Raw genomic sequence first — 15576 nt, 5'->3', positions numbered from 1 at the left:
ATTGTAGCTTGGGGCGGGCCTTCACGAATCAAGCGCGGCCCGCGCCCTCGTCAACCGCGCCCCTGACGTCCCACTGGCGTGGTTTCACCCAGGAATTTGCGCGGATTGACCACGCGCCCGTCCGCCCACACCTCGAAATGCACGTGTGCACCGGTGGAGCGGCCGCTGGAACCGGCACGCGCGACCTGCTGGCCGGCGCGCACCAGATCGCCCACCTTCACCACCAGGCGCGAGTTGTGCGCGTAGCGGGTCACATAACCGTTGCCGTGATCCACTTCGACCACGTTGCCGTAACCGCCGCGTACACCGGCGTAGCTGACCACGCCATCGGCGACCGACAGCACCGGGTCGCCCACGTTGGCATGGAAGTCCACGCCCTTGTGGAAGGCCGAACCGCCGTCGAACGGGTCGGCGCGGCCGCCGAAACCGGAGGTGATGTAGGTGTTGCGGATCGGCATCCGCGAGGGCACCGAATTCTGCTCCAGCTGATGATCGAACATCAGCGAGGCCAGCACGTTCAATTGCTGGCCGGAGGCGGAGAACTGCTGCTCCACTTGCCCCAACGTCTCCTTGAAGTCTTGCACCGGCATGTCGCTGACCGGCTCATCGCCGCCACCGACGCCGACCGGCTCGTCGAAGTCGAACTCGCCGTCCTTCAACTTGCCCATTTCGGTCAGGCGCTCGCCCAACGCATTGAGGCGGGTGGCCTGCGCTTGCAGCTCGCCCAGACGGGCGGCCAGCGCATTGACCTGCGCCTGCGAGGCGCGCTGCGCCTGGGCCAGCTCGGCCTGCTGCTGCGCAACCTTGGCCTGCAGCGCCGAATTGGTCACCATGCCGGTGGCGGTGCTTGCACCGACGCCGATCAACATGCCCAGGCCCAATACCGCGCCAAGCACCACCATCGGTCGATCCGCTGCAAAGTCCTGGAACTGTCGGGCCACACGCTGCGCCCGGGTCTGCCGAGATTTGATTACAACTTTGTTCAACGCCATATGAGTGTCATGTCCAAGCCCAAGTCCAACGCACGCAACCCTTCCACTCCACAACCGGCCATCGAGGCCGCGCTGGGGGAAAAGGCTGGCGACCCCTTGCGCCGAGCCTTGTGGCTCGATGCGCTGGACCGGCAGTTGCGCCCCCTGTTACCACCTCATTTGTCCACCCGTTGCCGGTTGGCCAATGTCCGAGGCGAACAGCTCGTTTTTCTGGTGGATTCGCCGGTCTGGCATGCCAAGGTGCGGCTTGCCGAAACCCAAATCCTGGATGCCGCCCGATCCGTCGGACTGAAGGCCACCGCGGTGACCGTCAAGACCGCAACCGTGCCGCTGCATTCCCCAACGCAGCAGAACCGCGACCGTCCCAAACCTGTATCCGAGGCGACGCACAAAGGCTTGCGCGACGCGTTGGCTTCTCTGCAGGACGTGTTACCGACCAAACGGTGAAGCCGTGCCGCCCATCCGGAGCGGCCGCCAGTGCGTGAAAGAGTTGCGAAGACCGCACATGACCCGACGCATCCTAGCGGGCATGTGGCCCGCAGGAGTTAGAGAAGCCTTAAATAAATGTTAAGAACGGGCCTAAAATACGACCGGATTCACACTTCGAACGTCGACCAGGGCATTCCCTGACATCAAGCGTAGACAGGGCTGGCGTAGGTAACCGGCGGCTGCTCGGTGCCTTCCGGGAAGCTGACCCATTCCCAGGCGGCCTGGTCGGCCAACAGCGCACGCACCAGTTTGTTGTTGAGGGCGTGGCCGGATTTGAAGCCTTCGTAGGCGCCGAGGATGGCGCCGCCAGCCAGATACAGGTCGCCGATGGCGTCCAGAATCTTGTGCCGCACGAATTCGTTGGTGTAACGCAGGCCGTCCTCGTTGAGCACGCGGAACTCGTCCAGCACGATGGCATTGTCCATCGAGCCGCCCAGGCCCAGATTGCGCTCGCGCATGTACTCGAGGTCGTGCATGAACCCGAAGGTGCGCGCGCGCGAGATTTCCTTGACGTACGCCGAGGTGGAAAACTCGATTTCCTGGCGCGACTGCTTGGCCGGAATCATCGGGTGATTGAATTCGATGGTGAAGCCGAGCTTGTAGCCTTCGTACGGCTCAAAGCGCGCCACCTTGTCGCCGTCGCGCACTTCCACCGTCTGCGTGATCCGGATGAAGCGCTTGGGCTTGCTCTGTTCGACGATGCCTGCCGACTGCAGCAGGAATACGAACGGGCCGGACGAGCCATCCATGATCGGCAACTCGGCCGAGGACAGTTCGACGATGACGTTGTCCACACCCAGGCCCGCCAACGCGGACATCAGATGTTCGACGGTCTGGATCTTGGCGCCGTTGCAGGTCAGCCCAGTGCACAGCGTGGTCTCGGTGACCAACTCGGCATCTGCGGGGACTTCGACGACCGGTTCCAGGTCCACCCGTCGGAACACCACGCCATGATCGACCGGAGCCGGCCGTAACGTCATGTACACCTTGTCGCCGCTGTGCAGGCCGACACCGGTGGCGCGAATGGTGTTCTTGAGAGTGCGTTGCTGGGTCATATGCGAAGTCTGGATGAACAATGCAGACAGACGCTGAACCGACTGTCTATTCCGCTGAGATTATCCGAATTTTAACAAGTCGCGCGTGACGGCAACCGTAATCAGTCAGTCACGCGATGGCAAAAGCTGCCGGATCGGCACCGATCCGGCAGAAATGACATGACATGGTGGTGCAACCCGACGCGGGCTTCGGGGTAGGACGGGCTACGTCACCGTGGCGACGCAGCCGACGCTCCTCAGTCGGCCTGGCGGCGCAGGAACGCCGGGATATCCAGGTAATCGTTGGGCAGGTCTGCCGCCGGCGTCGAGGAGCCACCGCTGTTGTGGCTGCCGCTGCCGACCGAGTCGCTGCTCGGACGGCGCAGGCCCAGCCCCATGCTGCCGCCGACGGCCTTGGACACCGCATCGCCGCTGGTGGTGTCGAAATCGCCGAATTCCGGCTGGCCGGTGGTGGCATTGCGCACCAACTTGATCGGTGCGCGCTGGTCTGGACGCTGGGTCTGACGGGCAACCGCACGGTTCAGGCCGGTGGCCACCACCGTCACGCGCACTTCGTCCTGCATGTCCGGGTCGAGCACGGTACCGACGACCACGGTGGCGTCTTCCGACGCGAAGGCCTCGATGGTGCGGCCGATCTCGTCGAACTCGGACATGGTGAAGTCCGGGCCGGCGGTGATGTTGACCAGGATGCCATTGGCACCGGCCAAGTTCACATCGTCCAGCAGCGGGTTCTGGATGGCGGCTTCGGCAGCGGCCTGCGCGCGATCGTCGCCGCGGGCCGAACCGGTGCCCATCATGGCCAGACCCATTTCCGACATCACGGTGCGCACGTCGGCGAAGTCGACGTTGATCAGGCCGGGGCGCACGATCAGGTCGGCGATGCCCTGCACGGCGCCCTGCAGCACGTCGTTGGCAGCGCGGAACGCCTGGATCATGGTGGCGTTACGGCCCAGCACGGTGATCAGCTTTTCATTGGGGATGGTGATCAGCGAGTCGCAATGCTGGCTCAGTTCCTCGATGCCCTTCAGCGCCACCTGCATGCGACGACGGCCTTCGAACGGGAATGGCTTGGTGACCACGGCCACGGTCAGGATGCCCATTTCCTTGGCCAGCTGCGCCACCACCGGCGCGGCGCCGGTGCCGGTGCCGCCGCCCATGCCGGCGGTGATGAAGACCATGTCCGCACCCTGCAGCGCGTCCATGATGCGCTCGCGATCTTCCAGCGCGGCCTGACGGCCGACTTCCGGATTCGCGCCTGCGCCCAGGCCCTTGGTGACATTGGTGCCGAGCTGCAGCTGCAGCTTGGCGCCGCAGTTCTTGATCGCCTGCGAGTCGGTGTTGGCGGTGATGAATTCCACGCCATCGACGTTGGTGTTGACCATGTGCGCGACGGCATTGCCACCGCCGCCGCCGACGCCCACCACCTTGATGACCGCGTTGGGAGCCATTTTTTCAATCAGTTCGAAATGTGCCATGTCAGTGTCCTCTTTAGATGCCGTGAATGGGGAATCGGGAATGGGGAATCGGATTGCTCCGTCGCCAGCCCAACACCCGCATGTCGGCGAATGTTGTTGTTTGAATGCCGGGAATGGGAAGTTGGAAATGGGGAATCGCAACAGCGAATCACCTCCACGCCAACCACTGCTTCCTCGACGGAACCGCAAAAAAAACTACGCCCTGCCCGCTCTCACCGCTCTCCACTCAAATCTGCCGCAACCGCTTTGCCTTTGCTTCAACCAATTCTCGAATCCCGATTCCCGGTTCTTCAGAATTCCCCGCGATACCAATTCTTCAATTTCTTGAACAAGCTGCCTGCGCGCCCGGTCGGAATCGATGGCCGGCGCGGGTGTTCGATCTGGCTGCCCATCAGCAACAGGCCAACGCCGGAGGCGTGCATCGGGTTGCCGACGACTTCGCCCAGGCCGGTGACGTGCTGCGGGATGCCCACGCGCACCGGCATCTGCAGCATTTCTTCGGCCAGTTCCACCACACCTTCCATCTTCGAGGCGCCACCGGTGAGCACCATGCCGGCGCGCACCATTTCCTCGAAACCGGAGCGGCGCAGTTCGGCCTGCACCATCTCGAAGATTTCTTCGTAACGGCCCTGCACTGCCTGCGCGAGCGCATGCCGCGGCATGCGACGCGGCGGGCGGTCGCCCACCGACGGCACCTGGATGCTTTCTTCGGCGGTGGCCAGCTGCGCCAGCGCGCAGGCGTAGCGCACCTTGATCTGCTCGGCTTCCGGGGTGGGCGTGCGCAGCATGTGCGCGATGTCGTTGGTGACGTGGTCGCCGGCGATCGGCAGCGAGGCGGTGTGGCAGATCGCGCCCTGCACGTAGACCGCAAGGTCGGTGGTGCCGGCGCCGATATCCACCAGCACCACGCCCAGCTCGCGTTCGTCGGCGGTCAACACCGCCACCGACGATGCCAGCGACGACAGCACCAGATCGTCGACCTGCAGGCCGCACTTCTGCACGCACTTGGTGATGTTGGCCGCCGCCGACTGCGCGCACACCACCAGGTGCGCATGCACCTCCAGGCGCACGCCGGTCATGCCGACCGGGTTGCGGATGCCTTCCTGCGAATCGTCCAGCACGTACTCGCGCGGAATCGCATGCAGGATGCGCTGATCGGCCGGAATGGCCACGGCCTTGGCGGCATCGAGCACGCGCTCCAGATCGCTCCAGGTCACTTCGCCGTCGCGGATCGGCACGATGCCGGGGGAGTTCTTGCACTGCACGTGGTTGCCGGAAATCGAGGCGTACACCGAGCGGATCTCGCAACCGGCCATCAGCTCGGCCTCTTCCACCGCACGCTGGATCGACTGCACGGTGGATTCGATGTCCACCACCACGCCGCGCTTAAGACCGCGCGATTCATGCGAACCGATGCCGATCACTTCGATCGGATTGCCGGGCGAGTACTCGCCGACCAGCGCAACGACCTTGGAGGTGCCGATGTCCAGTCCAACGATGAGGGATTTGTCGCCTTTGCGATTCATGTCTTAAAGCCGGGAATAGCGAATGGGGAATGGGGAGTGGTCAACAGCGGTGCACGAATGCGGGGAGTTTCGAGGACAAGTGGGTGAGGCGCGGCGGGTGACGCCGGCTTGGGTTTCTTCTCCATTCCCGATTCCCCACTCTCCATTCGCCGTTCGACCGTGAATCCGTTGGTGTAGCGCAGGTCGGCGCGGGCGATCGGGCGCTGTGGGTCGGACAGCTGCGGCAGCACGCGTGCGAAGCGCTGCAGACGTGCGCGTGCATCGTCGCGGCCGACCACGATCTGCACGCCATTGCTCAGCCCCAGCGACCAGCTGCCGCGCGCGTCCATCTCAAGACGCTCCACATCCAGCCCGGTCGGTGCGAACAGGGCGCGTGATTCGTTGTACAGCGCCACCACATCCTGGGTCTTGCTGTCTGGACCACCCAGCTGCGGCAACTTGAAATCCTTCAACAGCGGCGGGGTGCGAAACAGCCGGCCCTGCTCGGACAGCATGCGGTCGGTGCCCCAGCGCGCGAACGGCTTGTGCTCGGTCACATGCACTTCCAGTACATCCGGCCAGCGCTTGCGCACCTGCGCACTTTCCACCCACGGCAAACGCGCGATGGCATCCTGCGCCTGCTGCAATTTCACCGCGAAGAAGCCGGCACGCGCATACGGCAACACCACTGCACGCAACTCTTCGGCCGGCACCCGCTTGAAGTCGCCGGACACACGCAACTTCGCCAACGGCCAGCGCTCGGCACCGACCCAGCCATTGAGCACGGCCACCACCGGCAGCGCGACCAACGCCAGCGCGAGCAACCAGGCCAGGATGCGCAGGGTGGCGTTCATGGGCGCGCTCCGCACACGGGAATTGGGAGTCGGGAATAGGGAATCGCAACGGCAACAGCGCATCCGCTGTTACCCGTTCCCGATTCACGATTCACGATTCCCGGCTTCATAGCGTCTGCTCCAGCACGCGCCAGACCAGCGTTTCGAAATCGATGCCGAGCTGGCGGGCGGCCTTGGGCACCAGCGAGTGGCTGGTCATGCCGGGAGCGGTGTTGACTTCGAGCAGATACAGCTGGCCACTGCTGCCATCACGCATCACGTCCACGCGGCCCCAGCCACGGCAGCCGGCAGCGCGGAAGGCGTCCAGCGCGAGTTGGCGGATCTGCGCTTCGGCCTCGCCTTCCAGCCCCGGGCACAGGTATTGCGTGTCGTCGGCGATGTACTTGGCGTTGTAGTCGTACCACTGGCCCTTGGGCACGATGCGGATCGACGGCAACGCGGTGTCGCCGAGCACGGCCACGGTGAGTTCGTCGCCTTCGATCAGTTGCTCCATCAGCAGCGCGCCGTCGTAGCGCGCCGCCAGGGTCACCGCTTCTTCGAGCTGGGCCTGGTCGAACACGCGGCTGACGCCGACGCTGGAACCTTCATTGGCCGGCTTGACGATGATCGGCAACCCGATCTGGCGTGCAGCGGCATGAATGTCCTCGGCGCTCGCGCCAGCGGCCAGCCGCGCATAGCGCGGCGTCGACAGGCCCAGCGACAACCACACCTGCTTGGTGCGGATCTTGTCCATGCTCAGCGCCGAACCCAGCACATCCGAGCCGGTATATGGCACGCCGAAGGCTTCCATCAGGCCCTGCACGATGCCGTCTTCGCCGCCGCCGTTATGTCCGTGCAGCACGTTGAACACGCGATCGAACTGCTGCGCGACCAATGCCTTGGCCAAGGCCGGAATGCCATCCACCGGCTGCGCATCCACGCCGCGTGCGCGCAGCGCGTCCAGCACGTTGCTGCCGGAATTCAACGACACCTCGCGCTCGGACGAGGTGCCGCCGAGCAGTACGGCGACGCGGCCAAAGGCAGCCGGATCGCTGGTGCGGGCGTTGCCGACCAACGCGCTCATGCCTGTTCTCCGACAAACCCGTTGTTGATGATGTGCTGGGCCACATAACCGATATCGCCGGCGCCCATCATCAACAGCAGATCGCCGTCTTGCAGGACGTCCGGCAACACTTCGGCAAGACCGGCGATCTGGCCGACCACCACCGGTTCGCTGCGGCCGCGCGCACGGATGGCGCGCGCCAGTGCGCGCGAGTCGGCGCCCGGAATCGGCGCTTCGCCGGCGGGGTAGACCTCGCTCAGCACCAACGCGTCGACCGTGCTGAGCACCGCGGCAAAGGCGTCGAACTGATCGCGGGTGCGGCTATAGCGGTGCGGCTGGAAGGCGACGACCAGACGCTTGTCCGGCCAGCCGCCACGTGCTGCAGCGAACACGGCTTCGAGTTCGCGCGGGTGATGGCCGTAATCGTCGACCACGCGCACGCGCGCACCGGTGCTGGTGGTGACTTCGCCCAGATCGTTGAACCGACGGCCGATGCCGGCAAAATTTTCCAGCGCGCGCGCAATGGTGTCCGGCGCCACGCCGAGCTGCCAGCCGATTGCGGCAGCCGCCAGCGCATTGAGCACGTTGTGGCGGCCCGGCAGTGCAAGCGTCACCGGGGTGGTGGTGCCTTCGGGCAGGCGCAGCGTAAAACGCATGCGCGGGCCGTCCTGCACCACATCTTCGGCGCGCACGTCGGCGTTTTCGCTCATGCCGTAGCTCATCACGTGGCGCGGCGTCTTGCCGGCCAGTGCAGCCACTTCCGGGTCGTCGATGCACAGCAACGCCAGGCCGTAGAACGGCAGGCGCTGCAGGAATTCGGCGAATGCGGCCTGCACGCGGGCGAAATCGTTGCCGTAGTTTTCCAGGTGATCCGCATCGATGTTGGTGATGACCGCCATCAATGGATTCAGGCGCAGGAAGCTGCCATCGCTTTCGTCGGCTTCGGCGACCAACCATTGGCCGCCACCGAGCTTGGCGTTGGCGCCTGCGGCCAGCAGCTGCCCGCCGATCACGAACGTCGGGTCCAACCCGCCTTCGCTCAGCACCGCAGCCGCCAGGCTGGTGGTGGTGGTCTTGCCATGCGTGCCGGCGACCGCAATGCCGCGACGGAAACGCATCAGCTCGGCCAGCATCGCCGCGCGCGGCATGATCGGAATGCGCTGGCTGCGCGCTTCCATCAGCTCGGGATTGTCTTCGCGGATGGCGCTGGACACCACCACGCAATCGGTGCCCAGCACGTTGGCCGCCGAATGGCCGCGCATCACGCGCGCACCCAGCTTGGCCAGCCGGCGCGTGGCCGCGTTGTCGGCGTTGTCCGAGCCGGACACTTCGTAGCCCAGCGTCAACATCACCTCGGCAATGCCGCTCATGCCGGTACCGCCGATGCCGACGAAATGCACGCGCGGGAACGCCCGCACCAGATCGCCACTGTCTTGCAGACGGCGGATCACCGGGCACCTCCAGTGGAGGTGCGAATCGGGAATCGGGAATCGGGAATGGTGTGGAGCTGAGCGCCAGCGGCGACGGAAACTTGGTCGGGGCGCTTGTCTGCGTGCATCAATGTGCGTTCCTGCGGTTGTTCTGAGCTGTGTCCATTCCCCATTCCCGATGGACCATTCCCTGCCTCTTGAAGAATGATGTCGGCGATGCGCTCGGCGGCGTCCGGTTTGGCCAGGGTGCGGGCAGCGTTGGCCATTGAGAGGCGACGTGCCGGGTCGGCGAGCAGGGTCTGCAGTACCTGCTGCAAGCGCACTGGCAGGCTGTCGTCCTGCTTGAGCAGCACGGCGGCGTTGGCGCCGACCAGGTATTCGGCATTGCGGGTTTGATGATCGTCGACGGCGGCGGCAAACGGCACCAGCACGCTGCCGACACCGGCGGCGCACAGTTCGGCCAGGGTGGACGCGCCGGCGCGGCATACCACCAGATCTGCCCAGGCATAGGCAGCGGCCATGTCGGCGATGAAGGGTTCGACGCTGGCGTTGACGCCTGCCTGTGCATAGGCCGCTTCGGCTTCGGCGCGCAGCTTTTCGCCGCACTGATGGCGCACCTCGACCTCAGAATGGCCGAGTACGACCAGCGCAGCCGGCAGCGCCTGATTCAACACGCGCGCGCCCTGGCTGCCGCCTAGTACCAGCACGCGTACCGGGCCAGTGCGACCGAACAAACGATCGGCCGGCGCAGGCAATGCCGCGATTTCCGCGCGCACCGGGTTGCCCACCGCTTCTTCGCCAGCGAAGCTGCCCGGAAAACCGGTCAGCACGCGGCGCGCGAAACGCGACAACACCTTGTTGGTCATGCCGGGTGCGCGATTCTGTTCGTGCACCAGCAATGGCGCACCGAGCAGGCGCGCGGCCAGGCCGCCCGGGCCGGCCGCAAAGCCGCCAAAGCTGATCACCGCACGCGGCTGGCGCTTGCGCAGCACGAAGCCGGCAGCGCGCACCGCGCGCATCACCCGCACCGGCGCACCGAGCAACTTCACCACGCCCTTGCCGCGCAAGCCGCTGATGGCCAGCGTATCGATGGGAATATCGTGCTGCGGCACCAGGCGGGTTTCCATGGCGCCATCGGCGCCCAACCAGGTCACCGGCACGCCGCGCGCGCGCAGCACCTTGGCCACGGCCAAGCCCGGGAAGATGTGCCCGCCGGTGCCGCCGGCCAGAATCATGACCGGCCGCAGCACCGCAGATGGCTGTGCGTGCGCTTGCGCGGCATTGGCAGAAACGCTCACGCAATCCTCCCGAACGTCGGTTCCACACGCGGTTGCATGCGGCTGGTGCCGCGCAGGATGGCCGACGCAGGCGCTACGTAGGCGGCGGCAACCGGGGCGGCGGCCGGTGCGGGCGCGGCGGCAGTGTCGCGCTGCGGCTTGTGCGCAGGCGCGTACGCCGGCGGCACCGAATCGACCACCGGCTCGGCCGGCTCAGCTGGCGAGCTGGCCGCGCCCTGCGGAGACAACTTGCTGCGCAGGCGCTCGGCGCGATCGGCCTCGTAGGACACCCGCAGCAGCACGCCCATCGCAAGGCAGGTCATCAGCACCGACGAGCCACCTGACGAAATCAGTGGCAGGGTCAGCCCCTTGGTCGGCAGGATGCCCAGGTTGACGCCGATCGACACGAAGCTCTGCATCGCGATCCACAGGCCGATGCCGAAAGCGATGTAGCCGGAGAAATGCCGCTTCATTTCCACGCAGCGCATGCCCAGCCAGAAGGCGCGACCGACCAGCAGCGCGTATAGCCCGATCACGCCGCACACGCCCACAAAGCCCAGTTCCTCGGCGATCACCGAGAAGATGAAGTCGGTATGCGATTCGGGCAGGTAGTTGAGCTTCTGTACCGAAGCGCCCAGGCCCACGCCGGTCCACTGGCCGCGGCCGATGGCCATCAGCGCGTTGGACAGCTGGTAACCGGAGCCCAGCTGATCTACCCACGGGTCCATGAAGGAGGTCACGCGCCGCATGCGGTACGGCTCGAAGATCACCAATGCCACCAGGGCCGGCAGCAACAGCAGGATCGGCAGGATGATGCGCCCGATCGGCGCACCGCCCAGCACGAGCATGCAGGCGGTCACGCTCAGCAGCAGCATCGAGGAGCCGAAGTCCGGCTGCAGCAGCAACAGGCCGACCAGGAAGCCGACCACGAATACCGGTTTGAGCATCGCCTGCCAGGTCGCGTTGACCTCGTCGCGGAAACGCACCAGATAGCTCGCCAGCCAGATGATGTAGAACACCTTCACCGATTCGACCACCTGGAACCGCGATACGCCCAGGTTGATCCAGCGCTTGGCGCCATTGACGGTGCTGCCCAGGCCAGGCACGAACACCACCACGAGCAGCACAAAGCAGGCCAGCAACAGCATCTGGTTGTGCTGTTCGATGGTCTTGAGCTCGGTGCGCATCGCCCAGAACGCCAGCGCGATGCCGCCCCCCAGGAACAGCAGGTGGCGGGTCAGGTAGTAGAACGGGCTGGCTTCCAGCTCGATCGAGCTGGACGCCACCATCACCACACCCAGCGACGCGAGCGTGACTGCGGCCCCGAGCAGCCACGGGTCGTAGCGGCCGCCGATGGCGTCCAGTCGTGTTGCCTGGCGGGACATGTCGTTCATCAGCGCACCTTCAACGTGGCAAGGCCGATCAGCACCAGCACCACCGAAATGATCCAGAAGCGCACGATCACGCGCGGCTCCGGCCAACCCTTGAGCTCGAAATGGTGGTGGATCGGCGCCATGCGGAATACGCGCTTGCCGGTCAGCTTGAAGCTGGCCACCTGGATCATCACCGACAGCGTTTCGATCACGAACACGCCGCCCATGATCACCAGCACCATCTCCTGACGCACGATCACCGCGATGGTGCCGAGCACTGCGCCCAGCGACAACGCGCCGATGTCGCCCATGAACACCATCGCCGGGTAGGTGTTGAACCACAGAAAGCCCAAGCCTGCCCCCGCAATCGCCGAGCAGATGATGATCAGCTCGCCGGCACCGGGAATCAGCGGAATTTTCAGGTATTCGGCGAACACCACGTTGCCGGACGCATACGCGAACACGCCCAGCGCGCAGGCCACCAGCACGGTCGGCATGATGGCCAAGCCATCCAGGCCATCGGTGAGGTTCACCGCGTTGGAGAAGCCCACGATCCAGAAGTAGGCGATCACCACGAAGCTCACGCCGGCCAGCGGCAGCGCGATCGACTTGAACATCGGGATGTAGAACGTGATCGCCGCCGGCACGTCGGCGGTGTAGTACAGGAACAAGCCAGCGGCCAGTCCGAAGATCGACTGCAGCAGATACTTCCAGCGCGACTTCAAACCATTGGGATCGCGTTTGACGATCTTGATCCAGTCGTCGTACCAGCCGATCGCACCGAAGCAGATCATCACCGCCAGCACCAACCACACGTAGCGGTTGCGCAGGTCGCCCCACAGCAGCACCGACAAGGTGACGGTGAGCAGGATCAGCGAACCGCCCATGGTCGGCGTGCCGGCCTTGGAAAAATGCGTTTGCGGACCGTCCTGGCGGATCGGCTGGCCGCCCTTGAACTGGGCGAGCTTGCGGATCACCGCAGGTCCCATCCACAACGACAGGAACAGCGCCGTCAGCGCAGCCAAGATGCCGCGGAAGGTCAGATAGTTGAACAGCCCGAACAGGCTCTCCAGTTGCTGCAGCCAACGGGCCAACTCAAGCAGCATGGGATGCGCCCTCCGCCGATGCGAGCAGCGCGGTGACGACGCGGTCCATCGCGCTACCGCGCGAGCCCTTCACCAGGATCGTGATGGAGGCGGCACCCGAAAGAGCGGCCACAGACGGCGATTGCTGTTCTTGATTCACTGCATGTTCCTGCGTATTTCCTGATGCGTGTTGCTGCATTTGCTGTAGCTGGCTGGCGGCTCCGACCAGATCCGCCTGCAAGGCGTCGATCAACTCGGCATGCGTGGCGAACACGCGGCCACCTTCGCCGAATGCCTGCGCCGCGGCGGCGCTGAGTTCGCCCAGCGCATACAGCCGCTGCAGCTTGGCCGCACGCGCGCGACGTCCCGCCGCGGCATGCAATGCGACGCCTTCGGCACCGAGTTCGCGCATGTCGCCCAGCACCAGCCAGCCTTCGCCCTGTGCCGCGGCCAAGGCGTCGATGGCCGCATCCAGCGAGCCCGGGTTGGCGTTGTAGCTGTCGTCGATCAGTACCGCGCCATTGGGCAAGGTCTGTGCGATCTGCCGGCCGGCCACCGCGCGCGCCTGCGCCAGACCGGCCGCGATCACCGGCAAGGCGATGCCGGCACCGAGTGCAAGGCCGGTTGCCGCCAGTGCGTTGAGCACGTTGTGGCGGCCCGGCAACGGCAGCGCAATCTGCGCCTCGCCCTGCGGCGTCACCAGGGTGAACTGCGCACCGCCAGGGTGCAGACGCAGTTGCCGCGCAGTGATCTCGGCACTGGCCTGCACGCCAAAGCGCAACACGCGACGTCCCTGCACCGGTTGGCTCTGCAACTGCTGCTCGAACCACATGCCGAAAGCGTCGTCGGCGTTGATCACCGCCACACCCCCGGCGGGCAATGCGGCGTAGATGGCGCCCTTGGTCTGTGCGACGCCGAGCAAGCTGCCCAGGCGTTCCAGATGCGCGGGCGCGATGTTGTTGACCAGTGCCACATGCGGCTGCGCAATCTCGGTGAGATAGGCGATATCGCCCGGCTTGCCCGCGCCCATTTCGTAGATCGCAACGTCCGCATCGTCGGGCGCGGCAAGCACCGCCAGCGGCAGGCCGATCTCGTTGTTGCGGTTGCCCGGCGTGGCGTACACGGTGGTGCCATCCACGCGCCCGGCTTCGGTCAGGATCGACAGCAGCAGCGCCTTGACGCTGGTCTTGCCGTTGGAGCCGGTCAGCGCAAGCACACGCGTGGCGCGGTCGCGCTGCATGCCGGCGGCGATGCGCGCCAACGCCAGCTCGGTGTTGTCCACCACCACCTGCGGCACGCTCAGCGCCGGCAGCAGGCGTTCGACCAGCACACCGCTGGCACCACGCGCCACCGCCTCGGCGGCGAAGTCGTGCCCATCGAAGCGCTCGCCGCGCAGCGCCACATACAGGCTGCCGTCGGCGAGCGTGCGGGTGTCGTTGCCGACCGCATCGATCATGGCGTCGTCGCCGTGCAGCTCGCCGCCGGCCCAATGGGCAATCAACGACAGGGGCGTGAGCTTCATGGGCGCACTCCCAATACGGTCCGTGGCAGCAGCGCCTGCGCCGCCACGAGGGCGTCGTCGAAGGCATGCCGCACGCCGGCAACTTCCTGATACGGCTCGTGGCCCTTGCCGGCGATCAACACGATGTCCGATGGGCTGGCCATGCCGATGGCCTGATGGATCGCAGCAGCGCGGTCGCGCTGCACGATGGCCGCATCCGGTCGCGCGAAGCCGCGCAGGATATCGGCCACGATCGCATCGCCGTCCTCGCCCCGCGGGTTGTCGTCGGTCACGATCGCCACGTCGGCCTTGAGCTCGGCGATCGCTGCCATCTGCGGGCGCTTGCCGGTGTCGCGCTCGCCACCGCAGCCGAACACGCAGATCAGGCGGTCCTGCGCATGCGAGCGCAGGCTGCTCAATGCCTGCTCCAGCGCATCGGGCGTGTGTGCGTAATCGACCACCACCAACGGTGCGCCATGTGCGCCACCAAGGCGGTTCATGCGGCCACGGATGGGCTGCAACTGGCCGAGCACGCTGGCGATCTGCGCAGGCGCAAACTCCATCGCCCACAACGCGCCGGCCACGGCCAGCAGGTTGTCCACGTTGAAACGGCCCAGCAGCGGCGAATGCACCGGATGCACCTGGCCCCGGATATTGAGCGCGAAATTGATGCCGTTGTGGTCCAGCTGCAGTGCCTGCGCGCTCACGCTGGCGTCGGCATGCGCGCGCGAGCTCACACCGATCGCGCGCAGCGCGGGATCGAGCGCAGCGAACAGTGTGTGGCCGAACGCATCGTCCAGGTTCACCACGGCCGCTTTCAACCCCGCGCGGGCGAACAGCTTGGCCTTCGCCGCGCCGTACTGCGCCATGTCGCCGTGGTAATCGAGATGGTCGCGGGTGAGATTGGTGAACACCGCCACGTCGAAATGCACCGCATCCACGCGGCCCTGATCGAGCGCGTGCGAGCTGACTTCCATTGCCACGGCCTGCGCACCGTCATCGCGCAACTGCGCCAGCAAGGCATGCGTGGGCAGCACCAGCGGCGTGGTGAAACCGGTCGGCACGGCCGCGCCATACAGACCGACGCCCAAGGTGCCAAGCGTGCCGGTGGGCGTACCGAGCAGCGTCAATGCCTGCGCCAGCAACTGCACGGTGGAGGTCTTGCCGTTGGTACCGGTGACGCCGACCATACGCATCGCCTGCGACGGCCGGCCATGGAATTGATCGGCCATCACGCCGAGGCGCGCACGCAAACCGGGCACGGCAATCGCATCGGCCGGGACCGGCAGTCCATCGGGAGCCGGTGGCTCGAACAACACCGCCGCTGCGCCATTGGCGCGCGCCTGTTCGACAAAGCCCAGACCATGCGCGCCGAAACCGGCGATCGCCACGAAGGCATCGCCCGGACGCACGGCACGGCTATCCATCACCAGCCCGGACACCTGCAGGTCGTGCGTCAACGCCACGTCCGGCAGCAACTGCGAGAGCGCCATGGAGC

13 protein-coding genes are annotated in these 15576 nt (G+C 65.8%); 1 reads left to right on the top strand and 12 read right to left on the bottom strand.

Annotated elements, in window-relative coordinates; all coding sequences use genetic code 11:
* Window positions 1–50 precede the first annotated feature (50 nt).
* Entirely contained in the window at window positions 51–992 is a 942-nt protein-coding gene (locus EO156_RS17490) for a M23 family metallopeptidase (RefSeq protein WP_003485267.1), read from the bottom strand.
* Between EO156_RS17490 and EO156_RS17485 the strand changes: the two genes are divergently transcribed.
* Window positions 993–1439 (top strand): DUF721 domain-containing protein, encoded by a 447-nt coding sequence (locus tag EO156_RS17485; RefSeq protein WP_005910885.1) that lies wholly within the window; start codon window positions 993–995, stop codon window positions 1437–1439.
* 185 nt (window positions 1440–1624) lie between these two features.
* On the opposite strand, the gene lpxC is transcribed toward EO156_RS17485, so the two are convergent.
* From lpxC to EO156_RS17430, 11 genes are all read right to left on the bottom strand, one after another.
* Entirely contained in the window at window positions 1625–2536 is a 912-nt protein-coding gene (gene lpxC / locus EO156_RS17480) for a UDP-3-O-acyl-N-acetylglucosamine deacetylase (protein WP_016851296.1), read from the bottom strand.
* Window positions 2537–2772: 236 nt separating this feature from the next.
* On the bottom strand, window positions 2773–4011 hold the full coding sequence (gene ftsZ, locus EO156_RS17475) for a cell division protein FtsZ (RefSeq protein WP_003485270.1): 1239 nt from the start codon (window positions 4009–4011) through the stop codon (window positions 2773–2775).
* A 290-nt stretch (window positions 4012–4301) separates the two neighbouring features.
* Window positions 4302–5537 carry a cell division protein FtsA gene (gene ftsA, locus EO156_RS17470; RefSeq protein ID WP_016851295.1) on the bottom strand — a complete coding sequence of 412 codons (1236 nt, stop codon included), beginning with the start codon at window positions 5535–5537 and terminating at the stop codon, window positions 4302–4304.
* Window positions 5534–6370: a cell division protein FtsQ/DivIB gene (locus EO156_RS17465; protein WP_016851294.1), complete on the bottom strand. Its 837-nt coding sequence runs from the start codon at window positions 6368–6370 to the stop codon at window positions 5534–5536. Before EO156_RS17465 ends, ftsA begins: the two co-directional genes overlap by 4 nt.
* Before the next feature lie 106 nt (window positions 6371–6476).
* The gene (locus EO156_RS17460; protein WP_005927610.1) at window positions 6477–7433 is read right to left on the bottom strand and encodes a D-alanine--D-alanine ligase; all 957 of its coding nucleotides are present in this window, start codon (window positions 7431–7433) and stop codon (window positions 6477–6479) included.
* The gene (murC, locus tag EO156_RS17455; RefSeq protein WP_005927613.1) at window positions 7430–8863 is read right to left on the bottom strand and encodes a UDP-N-acetylmuramate--L-alanine ligase; all 1434 of its coding nucleotides are present in this window, start codon (window positions 8861–8863) and stop codon (window positions 7430–7432) included. The genes EO156_RS17460 and murC overlap by 4 nt, the downstream gene beginning before the upstream one ends.
* Entirely contained in the window at window positions 8860–10140 is a 1281-nt protein-coding gene (gene murG, locus EO156_RS17450) for an undecaprenyldiphospho-muramoylpentapeptide beta-N-acetylglucosaminyltransferase (RefSeq protein WP_016851293.1), read from the bottom strand. Before murG ends, murC begins: the two co-directional genes overlap by 4 nt.
* Window positions 10137–11513, bottom strand: coding sequence for a putative lipid II flippase FtsW (gene ftsW, locus EO156_RS17445; RefSeq protein ID WP_003485283.1), 1377 nt, complete (start codon window positions 11511–11513; stop codon window positions 10137–10139). The genes murG and ftsW overlap by 4 nt, the downstream gene beginning before the upstream one ends.
* Entirely contained in the window at window positions 11513–12598 is a 1086-nt protein-coding gene (mraY, locus tag EO156_RS17440) for a phospho-N-acetylmuramoyl-pentapeptide-transferase (RefSeq protein ID WP_003485285.1), read from the bottom strand. The genes ftsW and mraY overlap by 1 nt, the downstream gene beginning before the upstream one ends.
* Window positions 12588–14099, bottom strand: a complete 1512-nt coding sequence (murF, locus tag EO156_RS17435) for a UDP-N-acetylmuramoyl-tripeptide--D-alanyl-D-alanine ligase (RefSeq protein WP_016849201.1) — start codon at window positions 14097–14099, stop codon at window positions 12588–12590. Before murF ends, mraY begins: the two co-directional genes overlap by 11 nt.
* The gene (locus tag EO156_RS17430; protein WP_016849202.1) at window positions 14096–15571 is read right to left on the bottom strand and encodes a UDP-N-acetylmuramoyl-L-alanyl-D-glutamate--2,6-diaminopimelate ligase; all 1476 of its coding nucleotides are present in this window, start codon (window positions 15569–15571) and stop codon (window positions 14096–14098) included. Before EO156_RS17430 ends, murF begins: the two co-directional genes overlap by 4 nt.
* Window positions 15572–15576: the final 5 nt, after the last annotated feature.

It is taken from the genome of Xanthomonas sp. DAR33341, assembly GCF_003992815.1.
Taxonomy (GTDB): Bacteria; Pseudomonadota; Gammaproteobacteria; order Xanthomonadales; family Xanthomonadaceae; genus Xanthomonas; species Xanthomonas cissicola.
Note: the sequence above shows the minus strand (reverse complement) of the source record. Positions and strands in the feature narration are given on the sequence as shown.